This is a genomic window from Variovorax soli NBRC 106424 (assembly GCF_001591385.1).
GTDB lineage: Bacteria > Pseudomonadota > Gammaproteobacteria > Burkholderiales > Burkholderiaceae_C > Variovorax > Variovorax soli.
The window spans coordinates 1-14,158 of record NZ_BCUU01000117.1; the positions used below are offsets into that span (position 1 = coordinate 1).

13 protein-coding genes are annotated in these 14,158 nt (G+C 66.3%); 9 read left to right on the forward strand and 4 right to left on the reverse strand.

The annotated features are described in order from the left end of the window. Window positions 1-98: 98 nt before the first annotated feature. Window positions 99-1,169: an asparaginase gene (locus VSO01S_RS23190; protein ID WP_068645152.1), complete on the reverse strand. Its 1,071-nt coding sequence runs from the start codon at window positions 1,167-1,169 to the stop codon at window positions 99-101. Window positions 1,170-1,355: 186 nt separating this feature from the next. On the opposite strand from VSO01S_RS23190, the gene VSO01S_RS23195 reads away from it, so the two are divergent. From VSO01S_RS23195 to VSO01S_RS23225, 7 genes are all read left to right on the forward strand, one after another. Continuing rightward, on the forward strand, window positions 1,356-2,042 hold the full coding sequence (locus VSO01S_RS23195; RefSeq protein ID WP_084242064.1) for a TetR/AcrR family transcriptional regulator: 687 nt from the start codon (window positions 1,356-1,358) through the stop codon (window positions 2,040-2,042). A 163-nt stretch (window positions 2,043-2,205) separates the two neighbouring features. Further along, entirely contained in the window at window positions 2,206-2,793 is a 588-nt protein-coding gene (locus VSO01S_RS23200) for an NAD(P)H-dependent oxidoreductase (RefSeq protein WP_068645153.1), read from the forward strand. A gap of 19 nt (window positions 2,794-2,812) precedes the next feature. Beyond that, entirely contained in the window at window positions 2,813-3,685 is an 873-nt protein-coding gene (locus VSO01S_RS23205; RefSeq protein WP_068645154.1) for a creatininase family protein, read from the forward strand. Window positions 3,686-3,758: 73 nt separating this feature from the next. Beyond that, window positions 3,759-4,748: an ABC transporter substrate-binding protein gene (locus tag VSO01S_RS23210; RefSeq protein ID WP_068645155.1), complete on the forward strand. Its 990-nt coding sequence runs from the start codon at window positions 3,759-3,761 to the stop codon at window positions 4,746-4,748. A 78-nt stretch (window positions 4,749-4,826) separates the two neighbouring features. After that, complete coding sequence (locus VSO01S_RS23215) at window positions 4,827-5,663, forward strand: ABC transporter ATP-binding protein (protein WP_068645156.1); 837 nt, start codon at window positions 4,827-4,829, stop codon at window positions 5,661-5,663. A gap of 110 nt (window positions 5,664-5,773) precedes the next feature. Further along, a complete protein-coding gene (locus VSO01S_RS23220; RefSeq protein WP_068645163.1) occupies window positions 5,774-6,523 on the forward strand; it encodes an ABC transporter permease in 750 nt (249 codons plus the stop codon). Between the two features lie 4 nt (window positions 6,524-6,527). Then, entirely contained in the window at window positions 6,528-7,898 is a 1,371-nt protein-coding gene (locus VSO01S_RS23225; RefSeq protein WP_068645157.1) for an FAD-binding oxidoreductase, read from the forward strand. Here VSO01S_RS23225 and lnt read toward each other — a convergent pair. The 3 genes from lnt to VSO01S_RS23240 all read right to left on the reverse strand — a co-directional run bounded on the left by lnt (window position 7,846) and on the right by VSO01S_RS23240 (window position 11,172). Then, window positions 7,846-9,474 carry an apolipoprotein N-acyltransferase gene (lnt, locus tag VSO01S_RS23230; protein WP_084242065.1) on the reverse strand — a complete coding sequence of 543 codons (1,629 nt, stop codon included), beginning with the start codon at window positions 9,472-9,474 and terminating at the stop codon, window positions 7,846-7,848. The two genes, VSO01S_RS23225 and lnt, sit on opposite strands and share 53 nt — an antisense overlap. Continuing rightward, entirely contained in the window at window positions 9,471-10,349 is an 879-nt protein-coding gene (locus VSO01S_RS23235) for a CorC family transporter (RefSeq protein ID WP_068645158.1), read from the reverse strand. Before VSO01S_RS23235 ends, lnt begins: the two co-directional genes overlap by 4 nt. Window positions 10,350-10,449: 100 nt before the next feature. Next, window positions 10,450-11,172, reverse strand: a complete 723-nt coding sequence (locus VSO01S_RS23240; RefSeq protein ID WP_174544762.1) for a GNAT family N-acetyltransferase — start codon at window positions 11,170-11,172, stop codon at window positions 10,450-10,452. Window positions 11,173-11,492: 320 nt separating this feature from the next. Between VSO01S_RS23240 and VSO01S_RS23245 the strand changes: the two genes are divergently transcribed. Both VSO01S_RS23245 and VSO01S_RS23250 read left to right on the forward strand, forming a co-directional pair. Next, the gene (locus VSO01S_RS23245; RefSeq protein WP_068645160.1) at window positions 11,493-13,184 is read left to right on the forward strand and encodes an AMP-binding protein; all 1,692 of its coding nucleotides are present in this window, start codon (window positions 11,493-11,495) and stop codon (window positions 13,182-13,184) included. Between the two features lie 19 nt (window positions 13,185-13,203). Then, on the forward strand, window positions 13,204-14,127 hold the full coding sequence (locus tag VSO01S_RS23250; RefSeq protein ID WP_068645161.1) for an MBL fold metallo-hydrolase: 924 nt from the start codon (window positions 13,204-13,206) through the stop codon (window positions 14,125-14,127). The last annotated feature ends 31 nt before the right edge of the window (window positions 14,128-14,158 follow it).

Consider the following 14,158-nt stretch of genomic DNA (forward strand, 5'->3'; position numbering starts at 1 on the left):
GCGTGGGCGCCAAGTACGCCTGGTAGCGGGGCAGCACCGCGGATCGTGCAGGCGGGCCCTTTTTGCGTCGATCCCGGGAAGGCCCCACCGGGTCTGGCTCAGTACTCCCAGAAGATCCGCTGCAGTTCCTTGGTGTCGCTGGTCTTGGTCAGCGCCACCATGGCCAGGATGCGCGCCTTCTGCGGCCGCAGGTCATGCGCCACCACCCAGTCGTACTTGTCGTCGGGCTGCTCGGCATTGCGGATCACGAAGCCGTCGGGCACGCGCGAGCCGCGGATGACGATGACGCCGCTTTCGCGCGCGGCCTGCAGGCGCGGAACGATCCGGTCGGCCACCGAGCCGTTGCCCGGTCCGCCATGCACCAGCGCCTTCACGCCGCTCTTGGCCACGGCATCCACCGCCGTCGTGCTCACGCCGGCATAGCTGTAGACCACTTCGACGGACGGCAGCGAGTTGATCTGCTCGATGTCGAATTCGGAGTTCATGGTGTGGCGCTTGACCGGGGCGCGGAACCAGTAGTTCTTGCCTTCCACCACCATGCCCAGCGGGCCCCACTGGCTGGAGAAGGCGCTGGGCACGACGTTCACGTTCTTGCTCACGTCGCGGCCGCTCTGGATGGTGTCGTTCATCGTCAGCAGCACGCCCTTGCCGCGCGCGTCCTTGCTGCCGGCCACGGCGACCGCGTCGTACAGGTTGAGCGCGCCATCGGCCGACAGGGCGGTGCCCGGCCGCATCGAGGCCACCATGACGATCGGCTTGTCGGTGTGCACCGTGAGGGTGAGGAAGTAGGCCGTCTCTTCCACCGTGTCGGTGCCGTGGGTGATGACGATGCCGTCGACGTCGGGCTGCTTGGCCAGCTGGGCCACGCGCTTGGCCAGGATGAGCAGATGCTCGTTGGTCATGCTTTCGGACGCCACCTGGAAGACCTGCTCGCCCTTCACGTTGGCCACCTTGCCCAGTTCGGGCAGGCCCGCGATCAGCTTGTCCACGCCGACCTTGGCGGCAGCGTAGGTGGCGCTGTTGAGCGCCGAGGCCCCGGCCCCGGCGATGGTGCCGCCGGTGGCCAGGATCATCACGTTGGGCAGCGCCTGCTGTGCCTGGGCAATGGCGCTGGCAGCCAGCAGCGCGGCGCTGGCCATGAAGGTGCGAAGTCTGGGCGAGATGTACAAGAGAAACTCCTCGGGTTGATGTGGTGCTTTTCGGGTTGCATGCTTGACTTTGCGCGCAAGCACGCCGGGCGAAGATACCGGGAACCGAGACAAAACGCCCGCCTGACAGCATGCCAACGCGGCATGCCGTCATGCCTGCCGAAGTGGCCGCCTGTACCATCGCCTCACGTCTACCCGGCCGATCCCATGAACGTCGACACCGCCCCCACTTCCGAAGTTGCGCCGCAGCAGATGCCCGCGCCGGACGGGCCGCTGTCGCGCTCGCGGCCGGGCCGTGAGCGCATCCTGGCGGCCATCCGCGCGGCGGCGATCACCGAGTTCAGCCTGCACGGGCTCAAGGGCACCTCGACCCAGGCGATTGCCGACCGGGCCGGGCTCACCAAGCCGCAGCTGCACTACTACATCGCCGGCAAGGAGGAGCTCTACGTCGAGCTGCTGATGCAGGTGCTGCACGACTGGAAGGTGGTGTTCTCGTTCGAGGAGAACGCGAGCGACCCCGGCCGCGTGCTCGCGCTGTACATCCGGCAGAAGCTCGACCATGCCTTCGACAAGCCCGAGATGTCGCGCATCTTCACGCGCGAGGTGCTCGACGGCGGACGCAACCTGGAGCGCTTCTGGCCCATGTCGCGCCAGTGGACGCAGAAGAAGATCGACGCGATCAACGGCTGGATCGCGCGCGGGCTGATGCGCCCGCTGGATGCCCGGCTGCTGCTGCAGCACATCTGGGCCATGACGCAGTACCACGCCGACTACGCGCTGCAGGTGCGCGCCATGGGCGGGCTGCCGCAAGAGGCGGCCATCGACCGCGAGCCGATCGCACGGGAGCTGATCGCTTTCGTGCTGGCGGGCTGCGGCATCAAGACGCCGGACTGAGCGCACCGCTGCGGTCCCACGACCGCTCTACCGACGACGGCCCCAGCTGCTCCGCCCGGTACGGGGCCGGGCTCCCCATTGCGGTGCACGCGCACCCGACACCCACTGGCACGACGCTTGCGTATCTTGACCACTTGCTCTGATTAAGCGGTCAAAACGAACCATGCGAGTGCTTGTCGTCTATTGCCATCCGGTCGAAACCAGCTTTCATTCCGCCCTGCACCAGGAGGTGCTGCGCAATCTGCACGCCGCCGGGCACGAGGTGGACGACTGGGACCTGTACGCCGAAGGCTTCGACCCCGTGATGTCGCGCGAAGAGCGCCTGGGCTATCACGAGGTGCCCGGCAACCGCCTGCCGGTGCAGGGCCACATCGACCGCATCCAGCGTGCCGAGGCCATCGTGTTCTGCTTCCCGACCTGGTGCTTCGGGCTGCCGGCCATGCTCAAGGGCTGGTTCGACCGCCTGCTGATGCCGGGCGTGGCCTTCGACATCAGCGACCCGGCCAACGTCAAGCCGATGCTCACCCACATCAAGCGCATCAGCGCCGTGGTGACCTATGGCCGCCCGCGCTGGATGGCCTGGTACATGGGCGATCCGCCGCGAAAGATCGTCACGCGCTACATGAAGCGGCTCACCGCCGCGCAGGCCCGCGTGGACTTCCACGCGCACTACCACATGAACGTGGCCACGCCCACCCAGCTGGCGCGCTTCAAGCAGCGCGTCGGCCAGGCGATGGCGCGCTTTGCCTGACCACCCAAGGACCCGACCCATGCTGCACGGCTACATCCCGCCCCACCGCTTCCTGCCCTACCTGAGCTGGACCGAGATCGACCAGCTGCCCGACCGCGAGAACACCGTGATCGTGCTGCCCTGCGGCGCCATCGAGCAGCACGGGCCGCACCTGCCCTGCTCGGTCGACAGCGTGATCTCGTCGGGCGTGATGGGCGAGGCGCTGCGGCGCCTGCCGCCCGAGGTGCGTGCCTTCGCGCTGCCCACCATCACCTACGGCAAGTCGGAAGAGCATCTGCACTTTCCCGGCACCATGACGTTGACGGGCACCACGCTGCTTTCCACCGTGATCGAGGTCGGCGAGTCGGTGTACCGCTCGGGCTTTCGCAAGCTGCTGTTCGCCAACGGCCATGGCGGCCAGCCGCAAGTGCTGGAGATGGCGGCGCGCGAGCTGCGTCTGCGCCATGGCGACTTCGTGGTGGTGCCGCACGGCGTGTCGCGCCTGCCCAGCGCGGCCAGCAAGCAGGTGAGCGAACAGGAGAAGAAGCTGGCCATGCACGCCGGCCATTCCGAGACGGCACTGATGCTGGCCCTGGCGCCCGAAACCGTGCACATGGAACGTGCGGCGGCCAACTATCCGCCAGCCTTTCCGATCCAGCTGCTCTCGGCGGACGGTCGCCCGGCCTGCGCCTGGACGGCGCGCGACTTCGGCCCCAGCGGGGTGATCGGCGACCCGACCAGCGCCACCCGCGAACAGGGCCAGGAAATCCTGGACACGCTGGCAGACAGCTGGGTGCAGGCGCTCACCGAGCTTCATGCGCTTCGATGGGTCGTGCGCGAAGAAGCCACCTGGGAGCGCACGCACCAGACCGGATTCATCCAGACCAGCCAAGGCACTGCGCTGGCCGGCTGAGGCGCGCTCCTTGCATTCCGTTTCGCCCGTTCGTTCCCCCACCAACCCGTTCCACTTCGAGGAGTACCGCCCCATGCGCAAGACCACCGCCATCCGACTCGCGCCCGTTGCCGCTGCGCTCGCGCTCAGCGTTGGTGCACCGGCCCATGCCCAGGAGGCCTTCACCTACATGACCAACTGGTACGCGCAAGCCGAACACGGCGGCTTCTACCAGGCGGTGGCCGAAGGCATCTACAAGAAGCACGGCCTGGACGTGACGATCAAGATGGGCGGCCCGCAGGTCAACATCGCCCAGATGATGGCCGCCGGCCAGACCGACTGCATCATGGGCTCCAGCGACATCCAGGCCATGCAGATGCGCGAAGGCGGCCTGCCCATCACCACCGTGGCCGCCTTCTTCCAGAAGGACCCGCAGGTGCTCATCGCGCACGAGGACGTGAAGAGCTTCGAGGACCTCAAGGGCAAGACCATCCTCATCGCCAACAGCGCCAACCGCGGCTACTGGCCGTGGGTGAAGATGAAGTTCGGTCTTTCGGACTCGCAGACGCGGCCCTACACCTTCAACATCCAGCCCTTCGTCGCCGACAAGAACACGGTGCAGCAGGGCTACCTTACGTCCGAGCCCTTCGCCATCCAGAAGGCCGGCGTGAAGGCCAACGTGCTCTTGATGAGCGACCACGGCTACACCGCCTACGCCACCACGGTGTCGTGCATGGACAAGACCATCAAGGAGCGCAGCAAGGCCGTGGCCGCCTTCGTCAAGGCATCGGCCGAAGGCTGGAAGAGCTACCTGGCCAATCCGGCGCCGGGCAATGCCCTGATCAAGAAGGACAACCCGAACATGACCGACGAACAGCTGGCCTACAGCGTGTCCAAGCTCAAGGAGATGGGCATCGTGGCCAGCGGCGACGCCACCAAGCAAGGCATCGGCGTGATCACCGACGCGCGCTCCAAGCAGAACTACGACTTCCTGGTGGCGGCCAAGCTGCTCGACCCGAGCAAGGTGCAGCTGGCCAGCACCTACACGACCGAGTTCATCAAGGACGCCAAGGTCCTGCCGTAAGCACTGCACTTCTCTCTTCGCCCTGAAATAGCGGGCGCCGCGAAACCGCCGGCGCCCGCGCCACCGAAAGGCATCTGCATGAACCGAATCGATCCCGAGGTCTTTGCCCCGCCGCCCGACGCCACGCGTGGCGTGCCGGCCGTGGAAATCCTCTCGGCCCAGAAGACCTATCCCAACGGCACGCAGGCCCTGCTGCCGGTGGACATGCGCATCGCCGAAGGCGAGTTCGTCACGCTGCTGGGGCCCTCTGGCTGCGGCAAGAGCACGCTGCTGAAGATGGTGGCCGGCATGCTCGAGCCGACCGACGGCCGCTTGCTGGTGTGGCGCAAGCCGGTGCAGCAGATCGAGCAGACGGGCCGCAAGATGGCCTTCGTGTTCCAGGCGCCCACGCTTATGCCCTGGGCCAGCGTGCAGACCAACGTTCGGCTTCCGCTGGACCTGGCCGGCGTTGCGCGCAAGGAAGGCGACGCACGCGTGGCCGAAGCGCTGGAGCTGGTGGGGCTTTCGAAGTTTGCGAGCGCCTTGCCACGGGCGTTGTCGGGCGGCATGCAGATGCGCGTGTCGATCGCACGCGGCCTCGTGACCCAGCCCGATTTGCTGCTGATGGACGAGCCCTTCGGCGCACTCGACGAGATCACGCGCCACAAGCTCGACGCCGACCTGCTGGAGCTGTGGCGCAAGAAGAAGCTCACCGTCATCTTCGTCACGCACTCCATTCACGAGGCCGTGTTCCTGTCCAGCCGCGTCGTGATGATGGCCGCGCGGCCGGGCCGCGTGGTGGAAGAGTTCCACATCGACGAGCCGTATCCGCGCACGCCGGACTTCATGGTGTCGCCGCAGTTCGCGCGCCATGCCAAGCGGCTGCAGGACAGCCTCCTGCGCGCCAGCAGCCTGAATGAAGAGGTGGGCGCATGAGCACGCTGACCGTCAACCCCGCGCCGTCTGCCGGCGCACCGAAAAGCCCGGCCGGAACCAAGCGCGCGCCGTTGTTGTCGCAGCCGCGCGTTCAGCGTGTGGTGTATCCGATGCTCGTGGGCCTGGTGCTCGTCGGCCTGTGGCAAGGCATGGTGACAGCCATGGAGCTGCCGCCCTACCTGGTGCCCTCGCCCATCCTGATGATGCAGACGCTCGTCACCGACTGGGCGGCGCTGGGCGGGGCACTGATCACCACGCTCAAGGTGACGGTGCTGTCCTTCGTGCTGGCCACGGTCGTCGGGGTGCTGGTGTCCTTCCTGTTCGTGCAGAGCAAGCGCATCGAGACCGCCCTCTTTCCGTATGCCGTTCTGCTGCAGGTGACGCCCATCGTGGCGGTGGCGCCGCTGATCATCATCTGGGTGAAGAACCCGACGGCGGCGATGGTGGTATGCGCAGCCCTGGTGGCGCTGTTTCCCATCATCAGCAACACGACGCTCGGGCTGCGCAGCGTGGATCCGGACCTGCAAAGCTACTTCAAGCTCAACCACGCCACGCGGTGGCAGCAGTTGGTGCGGCTGCGCATTCCGAGCGCGCTGCCCTACTTCTTCGGTGGCTTGCGCATCTCCAGCGGCCTGGCGCTGATCGGCGCGGTGGTGGCGGAGTTCGTGGCCGGCACGGGCGGCCAAGGCGCGGGGCTGGCCTACCAGATCCTGCAATCGGGCTTCCAGCTGAACATCCCGCGCATGTTCGCGGCGCTGCTTCTCATTTCATTGACCGGCGTGGCGCTCTTCGTGCTGATGGCCTGGCTCACCCAACTGGCACTGGGCTCCTGGCACGCCAGCGAACTCTCTCAGGACTGATGTGATGAACGCCCCCATTTCTCCCATCGAGCAGTTGCACCTCGAACTGCCCGACCTCGACTGGATCACCGACCCGAGCCGCATCGCCCGGCTTTCGCAGGACTTTGCCTGGTTCAGCCCCGTGCTGCATCGCCAGCTGAAGGACAAGGTCGCCGATGCGGTGGTGCGCCCGCGCACTGAAGACGAGATCCGCGTGCTGGTCTCGGCCTGCGCCCGGCGCAAGTTGCCGATCACCATCCGCGGAAGCGGCACGGGCAACTATGGCCAGACCACCCCCCTGGCCGGCGGTGTGGTCCTGGACATGACCGGCTACAACAGCGTGTGCTGGGTCCAACCGGGCGTGGCGCGCGCCCAGGCCGGCATCCGGCTGGCCGAGCTCGAGAAGCACACCAGGGAGAGCGGCCAGGAGCTGCGCTGCCTCCCCTCCACATACCGCAGCGCCACGCTGGGCGGCCTCTTCGGCGGCGGCTTCGGCGGCGTGGGCTCGATCAACTACGGGCCGCTGGCCGCGCCGGGCAATGTGCTCGGCATCCGGGCCATGACCATCGAGCCGGAACCGCAAGTGGTCGAGCTGCGTGGCGCCGAAGCGCTGCGCATGCACCACGTGTGGGGCACCAACGGCCTGGTGCTGGAGATCGAGGTGGGCCTGGCGCCCGCCCATCCGTGGCTGGAAACGCTGGTGGTGTTCGACGACTTCGACCGTGCGCTGGCATTTGGCGATGCGCTCGCTCATTCGCCCGGCATCATCAAGCGCGAAGTGGCCTTCTTCGGCAGCCCGGTGCCGGACTACCTCGGGCAGCTCGAGCAATACCTGCCGCGCGGCTGCCACGCAGTGCTGTCGCTGGTGGCGCAGGCTTGCGAAGAGCCGCTGCTGCAGCTGGTCGCGGCTCATGGCGGCACCGTGACCTATCGCAAGACCGCGGAAGAGGTGAAGAAGAGCAATCGCACGCTCATGGAATTCACCTGGAACCACACCACGCTGCATGCGCTGAAGATCGACAAGTCGCTGACCTACCTGCAGACGTCCTTCACGCCGGGCGAACATGTCCGGCAGATTCGCGAGATGGCGTCGCGCTTTGCCGGCGAGGTGCTGATGCATGCGGAGTTCCTGCGCGGCATGGATGGGCGCCTGACCACCAGCGCGCTTCAGCTGGTGCGCTTCACCACCGAAGAGCGGCTGGACGAGATCATCGCCTTGCACCGGGAAAGCGGCTTGCGCATCAACAATCCGCACGTCTTCATCGTGGAAGACGGCAAGGCCGGTGGCCCCTTGCCGCCCGAGGTGATCGAGATGAAGAAGCGCTTCGATCCGCTGGGGCTGCTCAATCCGGGGAAGCTGCGCGACTGGCCTGCGCCTGCAGGCGCCGCGCCCTGAGACGTCCGGCCAGGGTGGCCGCCACGATCGACAGCGCCCCGACCCAGATCGGCCACAGCCCGTACTTCGACACCCAGCGCGCGTAGGGCGTGAGGCCGGTGCGGCCTTCCACCTGCGCATTCAGCACGCCGCGGGTCATGCGCGGCAGCTCGTGCGTGACCCGGCCGCGATGGTCGATGACCACCGTGGCGCCCGTGTTGGTGGCGCGGATCATGGGCCGCTCGAACTCGATGGCACGCATGCGCGAAATGGCGCGGTGCTGGTCGATGGCCACCGTGTCGCCGAACCACGCGATGTTGCTGACGTTGAGCAGCACGGTGGGGGCCCGCGCCTCGTCGCGGAAGCTGGCGCCGATCTCGTCGCCGAACAGGTCCTCGTAGCAGATGTTGGGGGCCAGCCGCTGCCCCAGCCATTCGAACGAAGGCTGCGCCAGGCCGCCGCTGCGAAAGTCGCCCAGCGGGATGTTCATCAGGTTGGTGAACCAGCGGAACATCGAGGGCACGAACTCGCCAAAAGGCACCAGGTGCGCCTTGTCGTAGCGGTAGGGCTGCGGCTGGCCGGGTGCAAAGCCCAGGACCGAATTGGTGTACTCGCGCCCGCTGCCCAGCGGCACGCCGACGATCGCCGCCTGGCTGCCGGACGCGTAGCGCCGCGCAATGGCATCGAGGTATCCCTGCGGCAACTGGGCCGGCAGCAGCGGAAGCGCGGTTTCGGGCGTGATCACCAGCGGCGCGCGGTTGGCCATGAGCTGCTCGCCGTACCAGCGCAGCGCCGTGGCGATGCCGCCGCTGGGGATGAATTTCTCGTCCTGGGGAATGTTGCCCTGAAGCAGCGCGACACCCAGCCGGCCGGCGCTGGCAGCAGGACCCGAAGCCGGTTTGCAGTCTGTGCGAAGGCATTGCGATGCCGCCCCGGTGTAAATGAGGAACGCAGCCAACGCGCCCGGAAGGATCCACGAGCGCACACGCCGGGGGTTGAGCGCCGGCACGCGGGCCAGCATTGCTGCAACGATGGCAGCCAGGGCGCCGATGCCATAGACACCACCGCTTCGCGCGAAGGCCATCAGCGGCCCATCGATATGGGCGTAGCCGCCGGCGCCCCACGGAAAGCCGGTGAACAGGCTGTTGCGCAGCAACTCCGCCATGGTCCACAGGGCGGCGAACAGCAGCGCCGACGGCAGCAGCCGGCGCGGCGCCCACCGTGCATAGAGCGCACCGGCCAGACCATAGTAGAGCGACAGCGCGGCAGACAGCAGGAAGGTGGCCGCGGCGGCGAGCGGCGCAGCGAGCCCGCCATAGGTGTGCATGGAAACGTACAGCCACCAGGTCGTGCCGCACAGCCAGGCGGTGGCAAAGGCCCATGCGGCATAGGCGGCGCGCCGCCACGCACTCGGCTGGCCGTCGCTGCGGACGCGGTCGAGCAGCCACACCAGCAAGCCCAGCGAGATCAGCTGCAGCCACCACAGCGGCTGCCCGCCCCAAGGCCACGCGATCGAAGCCGCCTGCGCGAGGCCTGCCAGCCAAGGCAGGAGCCGGCCCGGCCAGCGACCTCGCAGGAAAAGCGGCGCGGTGTTCAATCCGCCGCGTCGCCGCCGCGTGCTGGCGACACCTTGAACCAGCGCACCGCCCCGCCCTTGGTGTGCAGCACGAAGAAATCGAAGCCGCCGATGGTGTGGTGCTCGCCGCGCTTGGGCACGTGGCCCATTTCGTGGGCAACCAGGCCGCCGATGGTCTCGAAGTCTTCCGAGAGCTGCTCTTCGTTCAGTTCGATGGCGAAGGCCTCGGCCACCCGCTCGACGGGCGTGTCGCCCGAAACCCGGTAGGTGTGGTCGGCCAGCCCGAAGATGTCGCCCTCGTCTTCGGCAATGTCGAATTCGTCCTCGATCTCGCCGACGATCTGCTCCAGCACGTCTTCAATGGTGATGAGGCCGGCCACACGTCCGAACTCGTCGATGACGACGGCCAGGTGATTGCGGTTGCCGCGGAACTCGCGCAGCAGGTCGTTCAGCCCCTTGCTTTCTGGCACGAAGGTGGCCGGGCGCAGCAGCGCGCGGATCGACAGCGCGGGCGAACGCTGCAGCTTGAGCAGGTCCTTGGCCAGCAGGATCCCGATGATGTTTTCCTTGTCGCCCTCGTAGACGGGAAATCTCGAGTGGGCCGTGTCGATCACCGTGTGGAGCAGCGTCTCGAGCGGGTCGTCGATGTTGACGAGATCCATGCGCGGCGCCGCGACCATCACGTCGCCGGCCGTCATGTCGGCCATGCGAAGCACGCCTTCGAGCATGACGCGCGACTCGGCGCCGATGACGTCGTTGTCTTCGGCGTCGGCCAGGGTTTCGATCAGCTCGTCGCGCGAGTCCGGGCCGGGATGGATGAACTCGACGAGCTTCTGGAGAAAACTGCGCTTGTCTTCCCGCTCGTTGTTGGGGCGGTCAGGGTGTGGGTCTGCCACTGCGTGAGGGCGGAAGTTGGGAGAGGCTCAAGGATACCGGATTGGCCGGTCGGCCTCATGAATTCCTCCGCGCGGGCCGGCGGTCGCCCGTTGGCGCCCGTCAGGCCGAAGACTTGTCGCGCGCCTCTTGGACGCCGCGGCGCACTTCCTGCAATCCGGCCAAGAAGGCCCAGAACTGCTTGGCGCGGGTCTTGAGGTGAAAGTCGATCTCCGCGAAATGGTCCAGCGCGATCTCGCTCATGCGGCTGTCCAGGGTGGGCTCCGGGAGTTCCAGGTGAGCCTCCGATTCGGAACCGCTGCGCACCACGCTGGCGCCGGCATTGCGGGCGATCTTGAGCATGGCTGCGTTTTCGCTCAGCGCATGGATGAACAGCATGCGCACGCCGGCGTTGCGGGCCGTCACCTCGGCCCGCTCAAAGAGGCGGGCGCCATAGCCGCGTCCGCGCGCGTGCTTGGAGACCGACACGCCGAACTCGGCGCACTCGTTGGGCTGGTCCGCCGGCGCGAACGCCAGGTGGGCCATCGCGATCAACTCGAGGCGGCGGTTGTAGATGCCGAACAGCTCGTCGCGCTCGAAATCGAGACCGTCGACGTAACGGCGAATCTGCTCGTCCGAGGCGCTGTAGCCGAAGCGCAGATAGCGGTCGTGCGCGTCCAGTGCCAGCAGATGCCTGGCAATGCGCTCGCGCTCATCCGGACCGATCGAACGGATCGGTACCAGGACGGGCGGCTGGTGGGGCGCGCTCGTGGCGGCGCTGCGGGGCTCAACCATCGGCATTCTGAGAAAGGAACCGGCGCCCAGCGAGGCTTTGAAAATGGCCATGGCTTGATGCATACCCCAAATATAAGGGTTTTCCCTGAGATTCAAAGCACATGGGGGACATGCCCATCCAACGCCCGGGGCGTTCTGCCAAGAATTTGTTCATTCTGCGGGGACTTCGGTTCATGGAGGCAGGCGCCTCCTCCGTGAACTTAGTCGATTCCGGCGCCGAAGCAAGTGCGCCGTGACCCGCGCAATCCCCAGTTGCCTTGCAGGCCAGGTCGCCTCGGCGACAGAAATCGAACCGGGCGGCGGGGTCGCTAGGACAAGCCCGCTGTGCGGCGAACACCCGCTTTCGGAGAATCCGGGCGAAAGGAGATTGCATGCATCCATCCGTGCTCAAGAATTACCCCGCCGGCGTACCGCACACGGTCGATCCGGAGCAATACAGCTCTTTGGGGCAGCTTTTCGAGGAATCGTTCAAGCGTTACGCCGACCGGCCATTTTCAGTGTGCATGGAGCGCTGGATGTCCTACCGGGAACTCGATGAGCTCTCGGCCGCACTGGGCGCGTGGCTGCAAGGCAAGGGGCTCGAGCCGGGTGCCCGGGTGGCGATCATGCTGCCCAACGTACCTCAGTTTGCGGTCACGATGGCCGCGGTGCTTCGCGCGGGCTACACCTGTGTCAACGTCAATCCGCTGTACACGGCCCGCGAGCTCGAGCATCAGCTCAAGGACTCCGGCGCGAGCGCCATCATCATTCTCGAGAACTTCGCGCAGACCTTGGAGCAGGTCATTGCGCGCACTTCGGTCCAGCATGTGGTGCTGACCGCCATGGGCGATCTGCTGGGGGGCGTCTACGGCCAGTGGATCACGTTTGCGGTGCGCAACCTGGCGAAGATGGTGCCGCCTTTCAAGCTGCCGCTCGACCAGGGGCGAAGCGTCACGCGCTTTCCGGATGCTCTTGCCGCGGGGCGCTCGCGCAAGCTCGAACCTTCCGGAAACACGCTCGATTCGATTGCATTCCTGCAGTACACCGGCGGCACCACCGGCTTGTCCAAGGGCGCGGTGCTCACGCACCGGAACATCGTCGCGGCCACGCTGCAGGCCGAGGCGTGGTTCACCCCGGCACTCGCGCGCGCGGGGGACCTGAGCAAGGTCAACAGCATCGCAGCGTTGCCGCTGTATCACATCTTCGCCCTGACGCTGTGCCTGCTGGCGATCCGGCAAGGGTCCCACCTGACGCTGATTCCGAATCCGCGCGACATGCGCAAGTTCATCGCAGTGCTCAAGAAACGGCCCTTCCACATGCTTCCGGCCGTCAACACGCTGTTCAACGGCCTGCTGATGCAGCCGGAGTTCAAGGATCTGGACTTCTCTTCCCTGTTCGTATCCCAGGCGGGCGGCATGGCCGCGTCCGAGGGAACAGCCAAGCGCTGGAAGGAGACGACCGGTTGCACCATGATCGAAGGCTGGGGCATGAGCGAAACCTGCGCCATCGGCACGAACAACCCCGTCATCAGCCAGGAGTTCAGCGGGACCATCGGCCTGCCGCTGCCGGGGATCGAGATTGCCATCAAGGATGATGCCGGCCTGACCGTGCCCGATGGTGAGGCCGGCGAACTGTGCATCAGGGGTCCCAACGTGATGGTCGGCTACTACAACCAGCCGGCCGAGACGGCCGCCGCGTTCACTGCGGACGGCTTCATGCGCACCGGCGACATTGCGGTGATGCAGGAAGACGGCCATTGCCGCATCGTGGACCGCAAGAAGGACATGATTCTGGTGAGCGGCTTCAACGTCTTTCCCAACGAGCTGGAGAACGTGATCTCGCTGTGCCCCGGCGTGGTGGAATGCGCCGCGGTGGGGGTGCCGGATGAAAAGCAGGGCGAGGCCATCAAGGTGTATGTGGTGCGGCGGGACAACTCGCTGAGCGAGGAGGAAGTCCTGCGCTTTTGCCATGACCGGCTAACTGGCTACAAGCGCCCCAGGCACATCGAGTTCCGGGATGCGCTGCCGAAGACGAATGTGGGCAAGATCCTGCGGCGGGAGCTGCGCTCCGCTACCGCGCATTGAGCAGTCCTTAACGAGAAGGATGCCCTCCATCCAATGTCCGCCCGGCATCCGTGTGCTCGAACGCGGATGGCTGTCTTCCAACAATGTGGTGCTCATCGGTCGGGGCTCTAGCGCCTTGGTCGACTCCGGCTACGTCACGCACTCGGAGCAGACACTCGCCTTGGTCTACCGTGCGCTGGACGGGCGGCCGCTCGATCTGCTTGTCAATACACACCTGCACAGCGACCACTGCGGCGCAAACGCTGCCTTGCAGGCAAGGTACGCGTCACTGTTGACTCATATTCCGCCGGGCGAAGCCGAGGCGGTTCGTCAATGGGACGAAGACAGGCTCAGCTACCGGCCTACCGGGCAGGAATGCCCTCGCTTTGGCTTCGATTCGACGCTCGCCCCCGGGAGCGTGCTGGAGTTGGGCGGCGCGAGCTGGCAGATCCACGCGGCGCCTGGACACGATCCGCACGCCGTCGTACTTTTCGAGCCGGCCTCACGAACACTCATCTCCGGCGATGCACTGTGGGAGCGAGGATTCGGCGTCGTTTTCCCCGAGATGTGGGGAGAACCGTCGTTCGATGAGGTCGGTTCGACGCTCGACCTGATCGAGTCGCTCGGCCCGGTTCGCGTCATTCCGGGCCATGGGCCCGTTTTCGACCAGGTCGACGCCGCGCTGGCCTCTGCGCGCGAGCGCCTCGACGCGTTTGTTCGCTCGCCCGAAAAGCATGCGCGGCACGCCATCAAAGTCCTGATCAAGTTCAAGCTGCTCGATGCCAAACGGATGTCTCGCGAGGACTTCGACACATGGCTTCAGAGCGTCTACTACCTGGAACAGGTCAGCCAGCGCTTTGCGCCAGAACAGAACCGCGAGGCTTGGACGTTCGAGCTGCTGAGCGAATTGATCAAGTCCAACGCAATCCGCGAAGAAGGCGGCTTCATTCTAGATTCGCCCTGACTAGACGCACTGATCTCACAACCGGCGCCAT